The organism is Streptomyces sp. NPDC002463 (assembly GCF_042889835.1).
Lineage (GTDB): Bacteria > Actinomycetota > Actinomycetes > Streptomycetales > Streptomycetaceae > Streptomyces > Streptomyces nymphaeiformis.
This window is the reverse complement of the sequence record NZ_JBIARL010000018.1, coordinates 131495-144526: the sequence shown is the minus strand read 5'-3', so window position 1 is coordinate 144526 and position 13032 is coordinate 131495. Positions and strand designations below refer to the sequence as shown.

Below are 13032 nucleotides of genomic sequence, written 5' to 3'. Positions count from 1 at the left end.
GGCGCAGGCACGGCACCCTCCGGGGGCATGGGTACAGTCGGAAACCGGACGAGCCGGGGCGAAGGAGGCCGACGGAGCATGGCGGTGGACGAGCTCGACACGCGGATCCTGCGGCTGCTCATCGAGCAGCCGAGGACCAGCGTGCGCGAGTACGCACGGATCCTGGGAGTGGCGCGGGGCACCGTGCAGGCGAGGATCGACCGCCTGGAACGGGACGGGGTGATCACGGCGACCGGCCCGGTCCTCTCCCCCGCCGCCCTCGGTCACCCGGTGCTCGCCTTCGTGCACGTCGAGGTGACGCAGGGGCATCTGGACGAGGTCGGCGACGCGCTCGCGGGCGTGCCGGAGATCGTGGAGGCCTTCTCCATCACCGGCGGCGGCGACCTGCTGACCCGGGTGGTGGCCCGGGACGCCGGGCACCTGGAGGACGTCATCCAGCGGCTGATCCAGCTGCCCGGGGTGGTCCGCACCCGGACCGAGATCGCGCTGCGGGAGCGGGTGGCGCACCGGCTGCTGCCGCTGGTCGAGGCGGTCGGGCGGCGGTCGGGGACGGCTTGAGCGGGCTTCGTTCCGCGCCGGTCGGCTTCGTCGGTTCGTCCGAGCGGGTCGGCCGATGCCCTGGGACGGACCTTGATCGCTTGTAGCCGGGATCCCCTACGACCTAACGTGACCGGCATGCAGTCCTACACCATCGGTCAGGCCGCCCGCCTGCTCGGCGTCAGCCCCGACACGGCACGCCGCTGGGCCGACGCGGGCCGGGTCGCGACCCACCGCGACGAGAACGGCCGGCGGCTCATCGACGGCCGTGACCTGGCCGCCTTCTCCATCGAGGTGGGGCAGGGCACCGCCGGGGACGAGGAGGAGCCGTACACCTCCGCCCGCAACGCCTTCCCCGGGATCGTGACCGCCGTCAAGCTCGGCGACATCGCCGCCCAGGTCGAGATCCAGGCCGGTCCGCACCGGCTCGTCTCGCTGCTCACCCGCGAGGCGGTGGAGGAGCTGGGGCTCGAGGTCGGCATGCGGGCCACCGCCCGCGTGAAGTCGACCAGCGTGCACATCGACCGGACCTGAGCCCCCTGCGGGACGCCAACCACCCGGTCCCGTAAGGAAATTCACGCGCGCCGGGCGGGGTCCTGTGGCAGCGTACGACGCTCTGTCCCCGTTGTGATCCGGAGCGCCCCATGCCTGTGCCCGAGCGGCTCGCCCCCCTCCTCGACCAGTTCGACTTCGCCCGGCAGCGGCTCGCGGAGCGGATGGCGGGACCGGTGATGGACAGCGGCAACGGGACGAACGTCGAGGTCGGTCCGATGACCGACGCGGAGTACCTCTGGGAACCGGTGGCCGAGTGCTGGTCGGTCCGGCGGCACGCCGAAGGACCGGGGCCGCGCGCGACCCTCCTGGTGGGCGCCGGCGACTGGGGCCGGGACACGACGCCTCCGCCGCACCCCGCGCCGCCGCCGTTCACGACGATCGCCTGGCGGCTGAGCCACCTCACCGAGATGCTCGCGCTCCGCGCCGACCACACGAACGGCAGCCGCAGCCTGACCCGTGACGACTTCACGGTCAGCGGGGACGTCGCCACCGCCCTGCCGGCCTTCGCCGCCGCCGCGGCCGCCTGGCGCGAGGCGCTGCTGTCCGTCGACGACGAGGCGCTCGACACCGTGGGCCACTGCACGTACCCGCACGGCAGCGACCCGGACGACCCCTTCCTGGAGATCGTCTGGTGGGTGAACCAGGAGCTCCTGCACCACGGGGCGGAGATCGCCCTCCTCCGCGACCTCCACAGGTCCCGCTCGTAGGAGGGGTCAGCGGGTGGTGCGGGCGAGGAGCATCGCCACGTCGTCCTGGGCGGAGCCCGCGAGGAGCTGTCCGAGGACCTCGTCGCACATCGTGTCCAGCGGCCGGTCCAGGGGCCGCAGCGCCTCGGCGAGCTGCCGCATGCCCTGGTCGAGGTCCCGGTCGCGGGCCTCGATGAGACCGTCCGTGTAGAGGACGAGGAGTCCGCCCCCGGGAAGGACGACCTCCTCCGTACCGAAGTCGTGCGCCCCGGTGCCGAGCGGGGTCCCGGGCGGCCCGTCGAGGAAGGTGATGGTGCCGTCCGGGGTGGCGACGGCCGGCGGCGGATGGCCCGCGCGGGCGATGACCCAGCCGCCGGTGGCCGGGTCGTGGACCGCGTAGACGCAGGTGGCCATCTCGTCCTCGCCGAGGTCGGCGACGACGGCGTCGAGGGAGCTGAGCATGCGGTCCGGTGCGATGTCGTGGCGGGCCAGGGTCCTGACGGCGGTGCGCAGTTGGCCCATGACGGCCGCCGCGTGGATGCCGTGGCCCATGACGTCGCCGATGACGAGCCCGGTCCGGCCGCCGGGCAGCGCGATGACGTCGAACCAGTCGCCGCCGACGTCGTGGGAGCTGGCGGGGAGGTAGCGGCCGGTGAGTTCGAGGCCGGTGACGTCGGGGAGCGCGTTGTTGGTGAGGCTCCGCTGGAGGGTGAGGGCGGCCTCCCGCTGGGTGGTGTAGAGCCGGGCGTTGTCGATGTTGAGGGCGGCGCGGGCGACGACCTCGTCGATGAGGACGAAGTCCTGCTCGTCGAAGGGTTCACGGGTCCGCAGCCGGGTCACCGTGACCGCGCCGAGCACCTGGCCCCGGGCCACCAGGGGGATGAGCCGGGCCGAGCCGATGCGGGTGGCGAGATACGTCTGGAGGGCCTCGGTGCGGGGATCGGTGAAGAGCTCCGGGATGTCGGCCGTGTAGAGGTTCATGGGCCGGCCGCGGACGACGACCTGCTCGTACACGGAGTCCAGGGGGATCTGGAAGGTCTGCCCGGGGGTGAGGAGGGCCGTCGGCGCGGTCGGGTCGGGGAAGCGGGCCGCGAGCCGGCGCAGCACGCTCCGGGTGGAGTCCACGGGGTCGTCGGGTTCGAGGACGGACTCCAGCATCTGCACGTCGGCCGAGTCGGCGAGCTGGGGTACGAGGAAGGCGACGGCCTCCTCGGCCGTCTGCTTCAGGTCGAGGGTGGTGCCGATCCGGGCGCCGGCCTCGGCGAGCAGGGCGAAGCGCTGGCGGGCGCGCTCGACCTCGATGTGTGCCTCCTGGCTCTCGGTGATGTCGACGAGGGAGGCGATGAGCCCGAGCGACCGCCGCTCGGTGCGGTCGACGAGCGGGGCGTACGAGCAGGACCAGATGTGGTCGTGCTCGGGGTCGGCGGGGGTACGGCCGACCCGGCGGGCGTCCACCACGGCCGTACCGCTCTCCATGACCTGGCGCATCAGCGATTCGAGTCCGGCGGCGTTGACGTCGGGGACGACCTCGGTGAGCCGGTGGCCGACGTGCCGGGCGGCCGAGACGCCGTTCATCCGCGCCAGGGCGTCGTTGACGCGCAGGAAGCGCAGGTCGGGCCCGAGCAGCGCGAGCCCTATGGGCGACTGGGTGAAGAGGCTCTCCATCGCCGCCAGGTTCTCCCGCATCCGCAGGACCTCGGAGGTCTCCACCGCGATGAGCATGGCTCCCGGGCGGCCCTCGGGGTCGGTGGCCGGGACGATCCACATCTCCATGGTGACCGTGTGGCCGTCGCGGTGGCGGACGGGCAGCGTGCCGACCATGGTCTCGCCGGACTGGACGCGGTCGGTGAGCTTGTCGGCGAGTTCCCGGTTGGTGTCGGGGACGAGGAGCGGGGTGGCGAGCCTTCCGAGGACGTGCTCGGGCCGGTGTCCGAGGAGGTCCTGGGCGGCGAGCGACCACTCGACGATGCGGCCCTCGGCGTCCTCCCGCCAGAGGGCGATCGGCAGCAGTTCGCGGAGCACGCCCGCGTCCCCGACGGCCGCCCGGGGCGGCTGCGGAACCCTGCTCGACGACTGATGAGTCTCCAAAGCATCGACCTACGCATCGGCCCGGCCCCGGGGGGCGCAATCCCTACCGAATCACCCTAGCCGAGGAGCCGTCGGCGGGCCCGGCACAGTGCGGCCGATAGGTACGGACCAGGGTCGAGGGGGCACTCACTCCCGGTGACCGCGCCGGGGTTCCCGGGCCTCGACGGTGAGGGCCTTGAAGGCGCGGGTCTGTTCCGTGACGGCCCGCTCCGTGGGCAGGCGTTCGATCGACGAGGCCCCGAAGAAGCCGACGACGCCGGTGGTGCGCTCCAGGACGTAACGGGCGTCCTCGGGCTCGGCGATGGGTCCGCCGTGACAGAGGACCAGGATGTCGGGGTTCACCCGCTTGGCCGCGTCGTGCATCGCCTGGACGGCCTCGGCGGCCCGGTCGAGCGTCATGGCGGTGCCCGCGCCGACGGCCCCCTTGGTGGTGAGTCCCACGTGCGGCACCAGGACGTCGGCGCCGGCCTCGGCCATGTCCGCGGCCTGCTCGGGGTCGAAGACGTACGGGGCGGTGAGCAGGTCGCGCTCGTGGGCGGCACGGACCATGTCGACCTCAAGGCCGTACCCCATGCCGGTCTCCTCCAGGTTGACCCGGAAGGTGCCGTCGTACAGGCCGACCGTGGGGAAGTTCTGCACCCCGGCGAAGCCCATGCCCTTGAGCCGGTCGAGGAAGAGGTCCATGCGGCGGAACGGGTCGGTGCCGCAGACACCGGCGAGGACGGGCGTGTCGCGGACCACGGGCAGCACCTCGCGCGCCATGTCCTGGACGATGGCGTTGGCGTCCCCGTACGGCAGCAGACCGGCGAGCGAGCCGCGGCCGGCCATCCGGTAGCGCCCGGAGTTGTAGATGATCAGCAGGTCGACCCCGCCGGCCTCGGCGCACTTGGCGGAGAGGCCGGTGCCCGCGCCCGCGCCGACGATCGGGCGGCCGGCGGCGACCTGGGCGCGCAGCCGGTCGAGCACGTCCTGGCGGCTGGGGGCGGCTGGGGTGGTGGTCCGGGTGTTCACGGTGGTCACTCCTCGGTGTCCTGGCGTCTCGGAGGGCGGCTCGGCAGGCGGCCGGCGGTTGTCCTGGTGTCCCGGACGGCGGCTCGGTGGCGTCCTGGCGTCTCAGGGCCGGCCCGGCAGGCGTTCCGCCGTCTCAGGGGGCGGCCATGCGGTTGTTCTCGGTGATCAGCTGGTGGAGGCGGTCGGCCATCGCGGTCGCGAAGGAGGGGTCGTTGACGTGGGCGTCGAGTTCGTGGACGCGGACCTCGCCGCCGAGGACGGCGGCGCGCAGTGCGTCGAGCCCGGCACGGTCCGCCTCCGGGTCGTCGAAGGGGCCGCCGGCCGCGTCGACGGCGGAGACGCCGCGCAGGGGCCAGAAGACCTCGGCGGGTCCGCGCGCGGCGCGGAGTTTGCGGCCGATGGACGTGCCGAGGTCGGCCATCTCGCGCGCGGTGGTGCGCATCAGGGTCACCGTCGCGTTGTGGATGAGCAGCCGGCGTTCGGCGAACCGCTCGGGGACGGTGGCGGCCGGCCCGAAGTTGACCATGTCGAGGGCTCCGGGGGCGACGACCTGCGGGATGCCCAGGGCACCGGCGGCGGTGAGCCGTGCGGGGCCCGCGCCGAGCACGCCGCCGACGAGTTCGTCGGCGAGTTCGGTGGTGGTCAGGTCGAGGACGCCGTCGAGCATGCCGTCCCTGGCGAGTTTCTCGACGGCCCGGCCGCCGGCGCCGGTGGCGTGGAAGACGAGGACCTCGTAGCCGAGTTCGGCGAGCCGGGCGCGGGCCGTGTCGACGGCCGGGGTGGTCACGCCGAACATGGTGGCCGCGACGACGGGCCGTCCCCGGCCTGCGGGTTCGTCGTGGTTGCGCTCGTGGCGGCGGGCCATTCCGGCGGCGGCCGCGGCGGCGTTGCCGAGGACCTGGCGGGACACGGAGTTGAGCCCGGAGATGTCGACGACGCTGTACATCATGGTGAGGTCGCTGCTGTCGACGTACGGGGAGACGTCACCGCCGGCCATGGTGCTGACGAGCACCTTCGGGACGCCGATGGGCAGGGCCCGCATGGCCTGGGCGGCGATCGCGGAGCCGCCGCTGCCGGCCGCGGCGAGCACCGCGTGCAGTCGTCCCTTGCGGTAGAGGTCGAGGACGATCCTGGTGAGGCCCTGCGCCATGGCGGTGACGGCCGCGCCTCGGTCCCCGGCGGCCCGGAGGCGCTCCAGGTCGTGGCCCGCGGCGCGCGCGACGACGTCGGCGGGGACGTCGGCCACGGGTGCCTGGGCGGGCGGCGGCATGATGCCGGTGTCGACGAGGAGGACGTCGCTGCCGTACTCCCTGAGCCGCTCGCGCAGCCAGGCGTACTCCTCCCCCTTGGTGTCCAGTGTGCCGGCCAGCACGACGGTCGCCATGCCCTCACCTTTCTCCCGGTCCCGTGCCCGGTTCCGTGCCCGGGTCCCGCCGATGTCGATCCTCCGGGGCGTGACCTGCGGCGACAACGACCAGTCGGGGCGAATTGGCCTGCGTCGTGACGCAAGATGGGTGCCATGGCCAGGATCGCCTCGACCCGTCTGTCCCGACTCCTCACCGGCTGGTCCTCGGAGGGGCCGGGACCGCTGCCGCGGCGGCTCGCGGACGCGCTGCGGGAGCTGGCCGAGCGCGGGGACGTGCCCGGCGGCAGCGTGCTGCCCTCGCAGCGCGAACTGGCCCTGGTGCTCGGCGTGAGCCGGTCCACGGTGACGGCCGCGTACGGACTCCTGGAGGACGAGGGGTGGCTGGAGAGCGTACGGGGCAGCGGCTCCCGGCTGCGGGGCTCGGGGGCGCTCGACCGGTACGTCGCCGAGGGGCGGCTCGCGAGCTTCGACGCGCGCTCGGGGGGCTCCGGCACCGCGGACCTGTCGAGCGGGGCCCTGCCCGGGCTCGGCGCGGTCGGCGAGGCCGTCGGGGCGCTGACCCGCGGCGACCTGGGCGGCCTGCTCGGCGAGGACGGCTACCACCCGTACGGGATCCCCGCGTTGCGGGAGGGCATCGCCGCGTACTACCGGGCGGCGGGGGTGGCGACGGAGGCGGAGCAGATCCTGGTGACCTCGGGTTCGCAGCAGGCGGTGTGGCTGGTGGCGCAGGCGCTGGTGGGACCGGGCGACACGGTGGTCGTGGAGGACCCCACGTACCGGGGAGCCCTGGAGGCGCTGCGGGCACGCGGCGCGCGGCTCGTCCCGGTCGGCGAGGACGGGCCGGAGGGCGGCGCGGACGGTACGGGTCCGGCGGAGCTTCGCCGGCTGTGCGCCCGCGCGCGGCCGCGGCTCGTGTACCTCCAGCCGACGGTCCACAACCCGACCGGGCGCACGCTGGGCGGCGCGGCGCGCCGGGAGTGGGTGCGGGTCCTCGCGGAGCAGGAGCTGTTCACGGTCGAGGACACGGCCTGCGCCGAACTCGCCCTGGGCGACGAGGAAGCTGCTCCGGTTCCGCTCGTGGCCGCGCTCCCGATGGACTCGGTGACCGTGGGCACGCTCTCGAAGCTGTTCTGGGGCGGTCTGCGGGTGGGCTGGGTGCGGTCCTCGCCACGGGTGGTGGCCCGGCTCGCGAAGATCAAGACCTCGGTGGACCTGGCCTGTTCGGTCGTGGACCAGCTCGTCGCCGTCCGTCTCCTGGACCGGCTGCCCGAGGCCCGCGCCCGGCGCAGGGCGGAGCTGCGGGGCCAGCGGGACGCCGCCGAGGCGCTGCTGCGCGGGGCGGCACCGCACTGGGAGTGGACCCGGCCGGCGGGCGGGCCCGCGCTGTGGGTGCGGATCCCGGGCGTCGACACGGAGGCCCTCGCCCAGCTGGCGCGGCGCCACAAAGTGTCGGTGGTTCCGGGGGCGGCGTTCTCGCCGGTGGACGGCTTCCGTGACCGGCTCCGGCTGCCGTACGCGCACGGGACGAAGGCGCTGGCCGCCGCGCTCCCCGTCCTCCTGGAGTGCGCGGAGCGCGCGGCGGGGTGACGGTCCGGAACCTTCAGCACGGCCGGGTGACGGTCCGGATCCCGGCGGGGGCTCACGGGTGCATCCCGGCCCCCTTGAGCACCTTGTCGACGGCGTTGCGCGGCCCGTACACGGCGATGCCCGCCAGATCGAGCTGTCCCGTGCCCACGGCCCGCACGGCGGCGCGGTTGTCGCGGTCGTTGCCGGTGGCGAACAGGTCGGTGGTGAAGACCGCCCGGGGCAGCGCGCGGGAGAGGGCGCGGCCGTGCGCGGCGGTCAGCGTCTCCTTGGTGCCCTCGAAGACCAGGACGGGCTGCCGGAACATCGGCAGGTACGGGGTGCCGTCGGCGTCGGCGTAGGGTTCGCCGATCACCTCGGGAAGCTGGGTGCCGAGGCCGCTGACCAGGAACGCCGTCACGTTCAGCCGCTGCCAGGTCTCCAGGTCCTCGCGCAGCAGAACGGCGATCTTGGTGTCGAAACGTACGGGCGTGCTGTCGGTCGTCGTCATGCTCCGAGACTGCCGCCGGACCCGTCTCACGGTCTTGTACATTCCTTGCATGGTGAACCGCACGTGACCCGGCAGCAGGTCTCGGCGTGGCGCCCGCACGTGCCGGGTGTCGTGGAGGTGTTCCACGCCCACTTCACCGCGCACGCGTACCCGATGCACGTGCACGACGTGTGGACGCTGCTCATCGTCGACGACGGCGCGGTCCGCTACGACCTCGACCGGCACGAGCGCGGCACGCCCGGCGACACGGTGTCCCTGCTCCCGCCGCAGGTCCCGCACAACGGCTCGCCCGCCACCTCCGGCGGCTTCCGGAAGCGGGTCCTGTATCTGGACCTGACGCAGCTGGACGAGAGCCTCATCGGTCCCGCGGTCGACGCGCCCGACCTGGTCGATCCGCTGCTGCGGCGCCGAGTCGGGCAGTTGCACACCGCGCTCGCGGAACCGGGCGACGAACTGGAGGCGCAGAGCCGCCTCGCCCTGATCGGGGAGCGGCTGCGCGGCCATCTGCGGCCCCGGCTCGTCACGCCCGAGCGGGGGGCCGGTCCCGGGGTGGCGCACGGGCTGCGGGAGCTCCTCGACGCACGTCTCGTCGAGGGCGTGACCCTGGACGAGGCGGCCCTGCGGCTGCACGCGCACCCCGCCCATCTCGTACGCGCCTTCAGCGGCGCCTTCGGCATCGCGCCGCACCAGTATCTGACGGCCCGCCGGATCGACCGGGCCCGGCGTCTGCTGCTCGACGGGCAGCCGCCGGTCGAGGTGGCGGCCGCGACCGGCTTCTACGACCAGTCGCATCTGAACCGCTCGTTCAAGCGGATCGTGGGCACCACCCCCGGGCGCTTCGCACGCACGCGCGGAGGACCGTCGCCGCCGTCGTGAACCGGACACCGGACGAGGGGCGCACACGCGTTCCGGGAGCGGCCGTCCGTACGCCCCGTGGTGTGCCGTCCGGCCCGTGAGGCGCCGCGAACCGGGACGATCCGGCCAGACACACCGTCATCCTCCCCCGCGGGCGACCGAATTCCGCCCATGATCACCCAAACGGACCAGATGATGCACAGGTAGCCATGTCCTCTGGTGGCGGTGACTCCAGCGCCCCGCCGCACGCCCTGTCGACGCCGATCCGCCGCCCGCACCCTGAGCAACTGAAGAGAGCGGGGAGCACGAGCGGGGAGCGGGTGACCGAGTGGACACAGGCACGGACGGCGACGTGGACGTGTGCGTGGTCGGGGCGGGACCGGTCGGACTGACCCTCGCGATCGGTCTGCACCGACTCGGGTTACGGGTCCGGATCGTCGACAAGGCACCGGCCGCCAAGCACGAGGCCCGTGCCCTGGTGCTCTGGGCGCGGGCCCGCGAGGCCCTCGACTCCCTCGGGGTCGGCGAGCTCCTCCGGCGCCACGGGGTGGAGCTGGACGCGGTGACGATCCACGCGCGCGACCGGTACCTCGGCGAGCTCACCACCGGCTGGGCGCTCTCCGCGCACGCCCGCCCGCTCGACATCGAACAGCACGACGTCGAACGCCTCCTCCGCGGGGAACTCGCCCGCCTCGGCACCCGCGTCGAGTGGAACGCCGAGGTGACCGACCTCAAGGTCCACGAGGACCGGGCCGAGTTCACCCTGCGCCACGGCGACGGCAGGATCGAGTCCGCCACCACCCCCTGGATCGTCGACTGCGACGGCACCGCCGGCGTGGTCAGGGACCGGCTCGGCATCCCCTTCGAGGGCCGCCGCCGCACCGGCCTCCAGGTCGTCCAGGGCAACGCCCGCCCCACCCGGCCGCTCGGCGAGCGGCCGGGGCGCGGGCGCATCTTCCTGGCCCCGCACCGCTCCCTGCTCGTCTTCCCGCTGCCCGGCGGCGGTTTCCGCTTCTTCTGCTTCCGCGACGACCCCGACCCCACGCCGACCGCCGCGCCCACCGTGGAGGAGCTGCGCGACCTGGTCGCGGACACCACCCGCATGCCGGGCCTCCGGCTCGACACGACGGAGCCGCTCCGGCTGAACCGGGCCCTCTTCAGCGACCGGGTCGCCGCCCGGCTCCGTCAGGGGCGCGGTCTGCTCGCCGGGGACGCGGCGCACGCCTGGGCCCCGGTCGGCGGCCCCGGCGTGAACGTCGGCATCCTCGGCGCCCACAACCTCGCCTGGAAGCTCGCCGCCGTGCACCGGGGCCAGGCCGGCGAGGGGCTCCTGGACACGTACTGCGACGAGCAGCGGCGGATGGCCGTGCGGTACATCCGCGAGATGCGGTTCGACTTCATGGAGCTGCCGCTGCCTCCGCTGGGCCACCGGGCGTTCACGGCCACGGTGCCCGGCGCCCTCGCCCGGCGCGGCTTCCCTCGTCGGCTCGACCTGCGCCCGAGCGACCTGCTCCGCCACCACCGGGGCCGCGCGCCGTCCTGGCACCACGCCGGCCGCCACCACCGCTCAGGGCCGCGCGCGGGCGACCGCATGCCCGACGTCAGAGTCGCGATCGGCGACGACCGGGTCGCCGGCGAGCCCGTCGTCCGGCTGCACACCCTCCTCGCGTACGAGCGGTGGACGCTGGTCCTGCGGGCAGAGCGGGCCGCGCCCGGGGTGCTCGCCGCCCTGCGCGCGGCGTGCGCGCGCTCCCCCGTCCCGGTCCTGGTCCTGCCCGTGACGCCCCGGGACGGCATCGAGGCCGGCCGGCTCGGTCACCCCGGCGACCTGTGGCTGGTGCGGCCCGACGGATACGTGGGCCTGGTCGCCCCACTCGCCCGCATCGCCCTGCTCCGCGACCACCTCGCGGCGCTCGCCCCCTGACCTGGTGACACAGGCGCCGCCCGTCCCCCGGGAACCTCTCGCCACCCCTCCGCGTTATACCCCCCAAGGGTATACAGAGGAGAGGCTCCATGACCACGAGAAGACTGACCGCGCTCGCCCCCGAGCAGGCGCAGGGCCGTGCCCGCGAGTTGCTGACCGACATCGCCGAACGGCACGGCTCCGTCGGCGAGATGGTGTCCACGATGGCGCACTCGCCCGCGCTGCTCGACGGCTATCTCAGCCTCTCGCGCGCCATGAAGCGGGTGAAGATCCCCCGCGCCCTGAGCGAGAAGCTCTCCCTCGCCGTCCAGGAGTGGATCGGCTGCGGCACCTGCCGCGAGGCGCACGTCGCAGCCGGGCGCGCGGCGGGCCTGACCGGGACCGAAATCGAGCTCGCCCGCCAGGGCACGTCGACCGACCCGCGCGAAGCCGCCCTGATCGGCCTGGCACTGAAGGTCCTCGCCGAACCCGGCGCGCTCTCCGACGAGGACGTCGCCGAGGTGCGGGCGCACGGGTGGAGCGACCGGGTGATCGCCGAGGTGGTCGGCGTGGTCACCCTCAACCTCCTCACCGGCGCCTTCAACCTCCTCGCGGGCATCCAGCCGGGACCGGAGGACTGAGCCGGCGGCCTCAGCTCGCCCTGGGGGCGGTGAAGGTGACGTCGGCAGTCGGGACGGTGGTCTCCGCGTCGCTCCCGAGGGCGTACGCCGCGACGCGGGAGACCGTCGCGGCCGGGACGGCCTCGCCGATGCCCGGCGCCGCGGGGATGTCCTGGGTCGCGTGGGCGTCGTGCGGGACGACGACCCGGTAGCCGAGCTCCAGGGCCGTGCGGGCCGTCGCCTGCACGCACATCTCCGACATCACTCCGCAGACGGCGACCGCCCGTACCCCCGCGGCGGTGAGCACCGCGCCCAGCGACGTCTCCGCGAAGCCGTCGTCGCGGGGCTTGCGGATCACGACCTCGGCCGGTCCTGGCTCCACCGCGTGGTGGAGCTCCCAGCCGGGGGTGTGCGGTTCGTCCTCGGCGCCGGGCGGCCCGTCGTTCTGCAGGTGGGCGATGAACGCCCCGTCCCGCCGGGCCCGGGCGATCAGATCGGTCGTCCGGTCGACGAGCCGGCGGGCGTCGGGCACGGCGCCGTCTCCGGTGACGAAGGCCGACTGCACGTCGACGACGATCAGGGCATCCACGGGCTGCGCGCGCTCGGTCATCCGGCCATCATCACGCCCACGGGCCCAGCCCGCCACGGGATTTCGCCCCGCCGAAGGGTCAGGGAAACCCGCGCGCGCAGGCCCCTGACCTGCGGGTAGCCTCACCGGTCGAGAACCAGGGGAGGATCCGCATGGCCGAGTTGACGACGTCCGAGTGGTGGGGGCTGCTGCCGGAGGGCATTCGCGGCGAGGTCGACGGATACGTCCTCCAGGACCGCCGGCTCCAGGCGGCGCGTGTCGTCCGGGAGGCCTGCCGGGCCCGCGGTCTGGGGCTCCACGAGGCGGAGCTGGTCGTCCACGCCCGCTACCTCCACCACGGCGACCGGATCGCGCGCACCCCGCTCAGCCCCCTCGACCTGGAGTCGCTGACGGCGAAGGCCTCCGGCTGCCCGGGGCCGGTCGCCGCGATCGAGGCGATCTGGGACGGCGACACCGTCCACGACTGGTTCGTGATCCTCCTGGCCGTCTCCACCGAGCCCGCCGGCGAGCGGCACCTCGCCACGGTCCACCGGGAGACGGCCGTACGGCACCTGGGAGAGGCGCGGGCCGCGGAATCGCTCCGGCCGGCGGCCGCGGCCGCCGAGGAGGCGGGCCGGGCGCTGGCCCGACACCTGTCCGTTCCCTTCCACTTCGCGAGCCCGGACACCCCGGACGACGAGGCGCCGCGCTGGCGGCCCTGAGCCGCGAAATCGGTTTGCCGCCGCCGAGCCCTGCCGGATAGGAAGCC

13 protein-coding genes are annotated in these 13032 nt (G+C 74.3%); 8 read left to right on the top strand and 5 right to left on the bottom strand.

Annotated features, from left to right (window positions below):
* Positions 1–78: 78 nt before the first annotated feature.
* The 3 genes from ACFYX3_RS31455 to ACFYX3_RS31445 all read left to right on the top strand — a co-directional run bounded on the left by ACFYX3_RS31455 (position 79) and on the right by ACFYX3_RS31445 (position 1799).
* The gene (locus ACFYX3_RS31455; protein WP_030686050.1) at positions 79–558 is read left to right on the top strand and encodes an Lrp/AsnC family transcriptional regulator; all 480 of its coding nucleotides are present in this window, start codon (positions 79–81) and stop codon (positions 556–558) included.
* 117 nt (positions 559–675) lie between these two features.
* Positions 676–1071, top strand: a complete 396-nt coding sequence (locus tag ACFYX3_RS31450; protein WP_116165662.1) for a molybdopterin-binding protein — start codon at positions 676–678, stop codon at positions 1069–1071.
* A 110-nt stretch (positions 1072–1181) separates the two neighbouring features.
* On the top strand, positions 1182–1799 hold the full coding sequence (locus ACFYX3_RS31445) for a DinB family protein (protein WP_389020554.1): 618 nt from the start codon (positions 1182–1184) through the stop codon (positions 1797–1799).
* 6 nt (positions 1800–1805) lie between these two features.
* Here the strand turns inward: ACFYX3_RS31445 and ACFYX3_RS31440 are convergent, their stop codons facing one another.
* The 3 genes from ACFYX3_RS31440 to ACFYX3_RS31430 form a co-directional block, all read right to left on the bottom strand.
* Complete coding sequence (locus tag ACFYX3_RS31440) at positions 1806–3866, bottom strand: SpoIIE family protein phosphatase (protein WP_389020551.1); 2061 nt, start codon at positions 3864–3866, stop codon at positions 1806–1808.
* A 126-nt stretch (positions 3867–3992) separates the two neighbouring features.
* Entirely contained in the window at positions 3993–4877 is an 885-nt protein-coding gene (locus tag ACFYX3_RS31435) for a phosphoenolpyruvate hydrolase family protein (protein WP_389020548.1), read from the bottom strand.
* A gap of 133 nt (positions 4878–5010) precedes the next feature.
* Positions 5011–6261 carry a Tm-1-like ATP-binding domain-containing protein gene (locus ACFYX3_RS31430; RefSeq protein WP_389020545.1) on the bottom strand — a complete coding sequence of 417 codons (1251 nt, stop codon included), beginning with the start codon at positions 6259–6261 and terminating at the stop codon, positions 5011–5013.
* 135 nt (positions 6262–6396) lie between these two features.
* On the opposite strand from ACFYX3_RS31430, the gene ACFYX3_RS31425 reads away from it, so the two are divergent.
* Complete coding sequence (locus ACFYX3_RS31425; protein ID WP_389020542.1) at positions 6397–7830, top strand: PLP-dependent aminotransferase family protein; 1434 nt, start codon at positions 6397–6399, stop codon at positions 7828–7830.
* Between the two features lie 52 nt (positions 7831–7882).
* Here the strand turns inward: ACFYX3_RS31425 and ACFYX3_RS31420 are convergent, their stop codons facing one another.
* Complete coding sequence (locus ACFYX3_RS31420; protein WP_389020539.1) at positions 7883–8368, bottom strand: DUF2000 family protein; 486 nt, start codon at positions 8366–8368, stop codon at positions 7883–7885.
* A gap of 12 nt (positions 8369–8380) precedes the next feature.
* On the opposite strand from ACFYX3_RS31420, the gene ACFYX3_RS31415 reads away from it, so the two are divergent.
* The 3 genes from ACFYX3_RS31415 (at position 8381) to ACFYX3_RS31405 (ending at position 11716) form a co-directional block, all read left to right on the top strand.
* Complete coding sequence (locus ACFYX3_RS31415) at positions 8381–9193, top strand: AraC family transcriptional regulator (protein ID WP_389020536.1); 813 nt, start codon at positions 8381–8383, stop codon at positions 9191–9193.
* A gap of 307 nt (positions 9194–9500) precedes the next feature.
* Positions 9501–11096 (top strand): FAD-dependent monooxygenase, encoded by a 1596-nt coding sequence (locus tag ACFYX3_RS31410; RefSeq protein WP_389020533.1) that lies wholly within the window; start codon positions 9501–9503, stop codon positions 11094–11096.
* An 89-nt stretch (positions 11097–11185) separates the two neighbouring features.
* On the top strand, positions 11186–11716 hold the full coding sequence (locus tag ACFYX3_RS31405) for a carboxymuconolactone decarboxylase family protein (protein WP_389020530.1): 531 nt from the start codon (positions 11186–11188) through the stop codon (positions 11714–11716).
* A gap of 10 nt (positions 11717–11726) precedes the next feature.
* Here ACFYX3_RS31405 and ACFYX3_RS31400 read toward each other — a convergent pair whose 3' ends face one another.
* Entirely contained in the window at positions 11727–12305 is a 579-nt protein-coding gene (locus ACFYX3_RS31400; RefSeq protein ID WP_389020526.1) for an isochorismatase family protein, read from the bottom strand.
* A gap of 131 nt (positions 12306–12436) precedes the next feature.
* Here ACFYX3_RS31400 and ACFYX3_RS31395 point away from each other — a divergent pair, with 131 nt between their 5' ends.
* On the top strand, positions 12437–12985 hold the full coding sequence (locus ACFYX3_RS31395) for a hypothetical protein (protein WP_389020523.1): 549 nt from the start codon (positions 12437–12439) through the stop codon (positions 12983–12985).
* Positions 12986–13032 lie beyond the last annotated feature (47 nt).

What these genes read in the sequence shown, in the direction of transcription:
- ACFYX3_RS31455 (WP_030686050.1), top strand. Translation starts at nt 79, where the DNA reads ATGGCGGTGGACGAGCTCGACACGCGGATCCTGCGGCTGCTCATCGAG.
- ACFYX3_RS31450 (WP_116165662.1), top strand. Translation starts at nt 676, where the DNA reads ATGCAGTCCTACACCATCGGTCAGGCCGCCCGCCTGCTCGGCGTCAGC.
- ACFYX3_RS31445 (WP_389020554.1), top strand. Translation starts at nt 1,182, where the DNA reads ATGCCTGTGCCCGAGCGGCTCGCCCCCCTCCTCGACCAGTTCGACTTC.
- ACFYX3_RS31430 (WP_389020545.1), bottom strand. Translation starts at nt 6,261, where the DNA reads ATGGCGACCGTCGTGCTGGCCGGCACACTGGACACCAAGGGGGAGGAG.
- ACFYX3_RS31425 (WP_389020542.1), top strand. Translation starts at nt 6,397, where the DNA reads ATGGCCAGGATCGCCTCGACCCGTCTGTCCCGACTCCTCACCGGCTGG.
- ACFYX3_RS31420 (WP_389020539.1), bottom strand. Translation starts at nt 8,368, where the DNA reads ATGCAAGGAATGTACAAGACCGTGAGACGGGTCCGGCGGCAGTCTCGG.
- ACFYX3_RS31405 (WP_389020530.1), top strand. Translation starts at nt 11,186, where the DNA reads ATGACCACGAGAAGACTGACCGCGCTCGCCCCCGAGCAGGCGCAGGGC.
- ACFYX3_RS31400 (WP_389020526.1), bottom strand. Translation starts at nt 12,305, where the DNA reads ATGACCGAGCGCGCGCAGCCCGTGGATGCCCTGATCGTCGTCGACGTG.
- ACFYX3_RS31395 (WP_389020523.1), top strand. Translation starts at nt 12,437, where the DNA reads ATGGCCGAGTTGACGACGTCCGAGTGGTGGGGGCTGCTGCCGGAGGGC.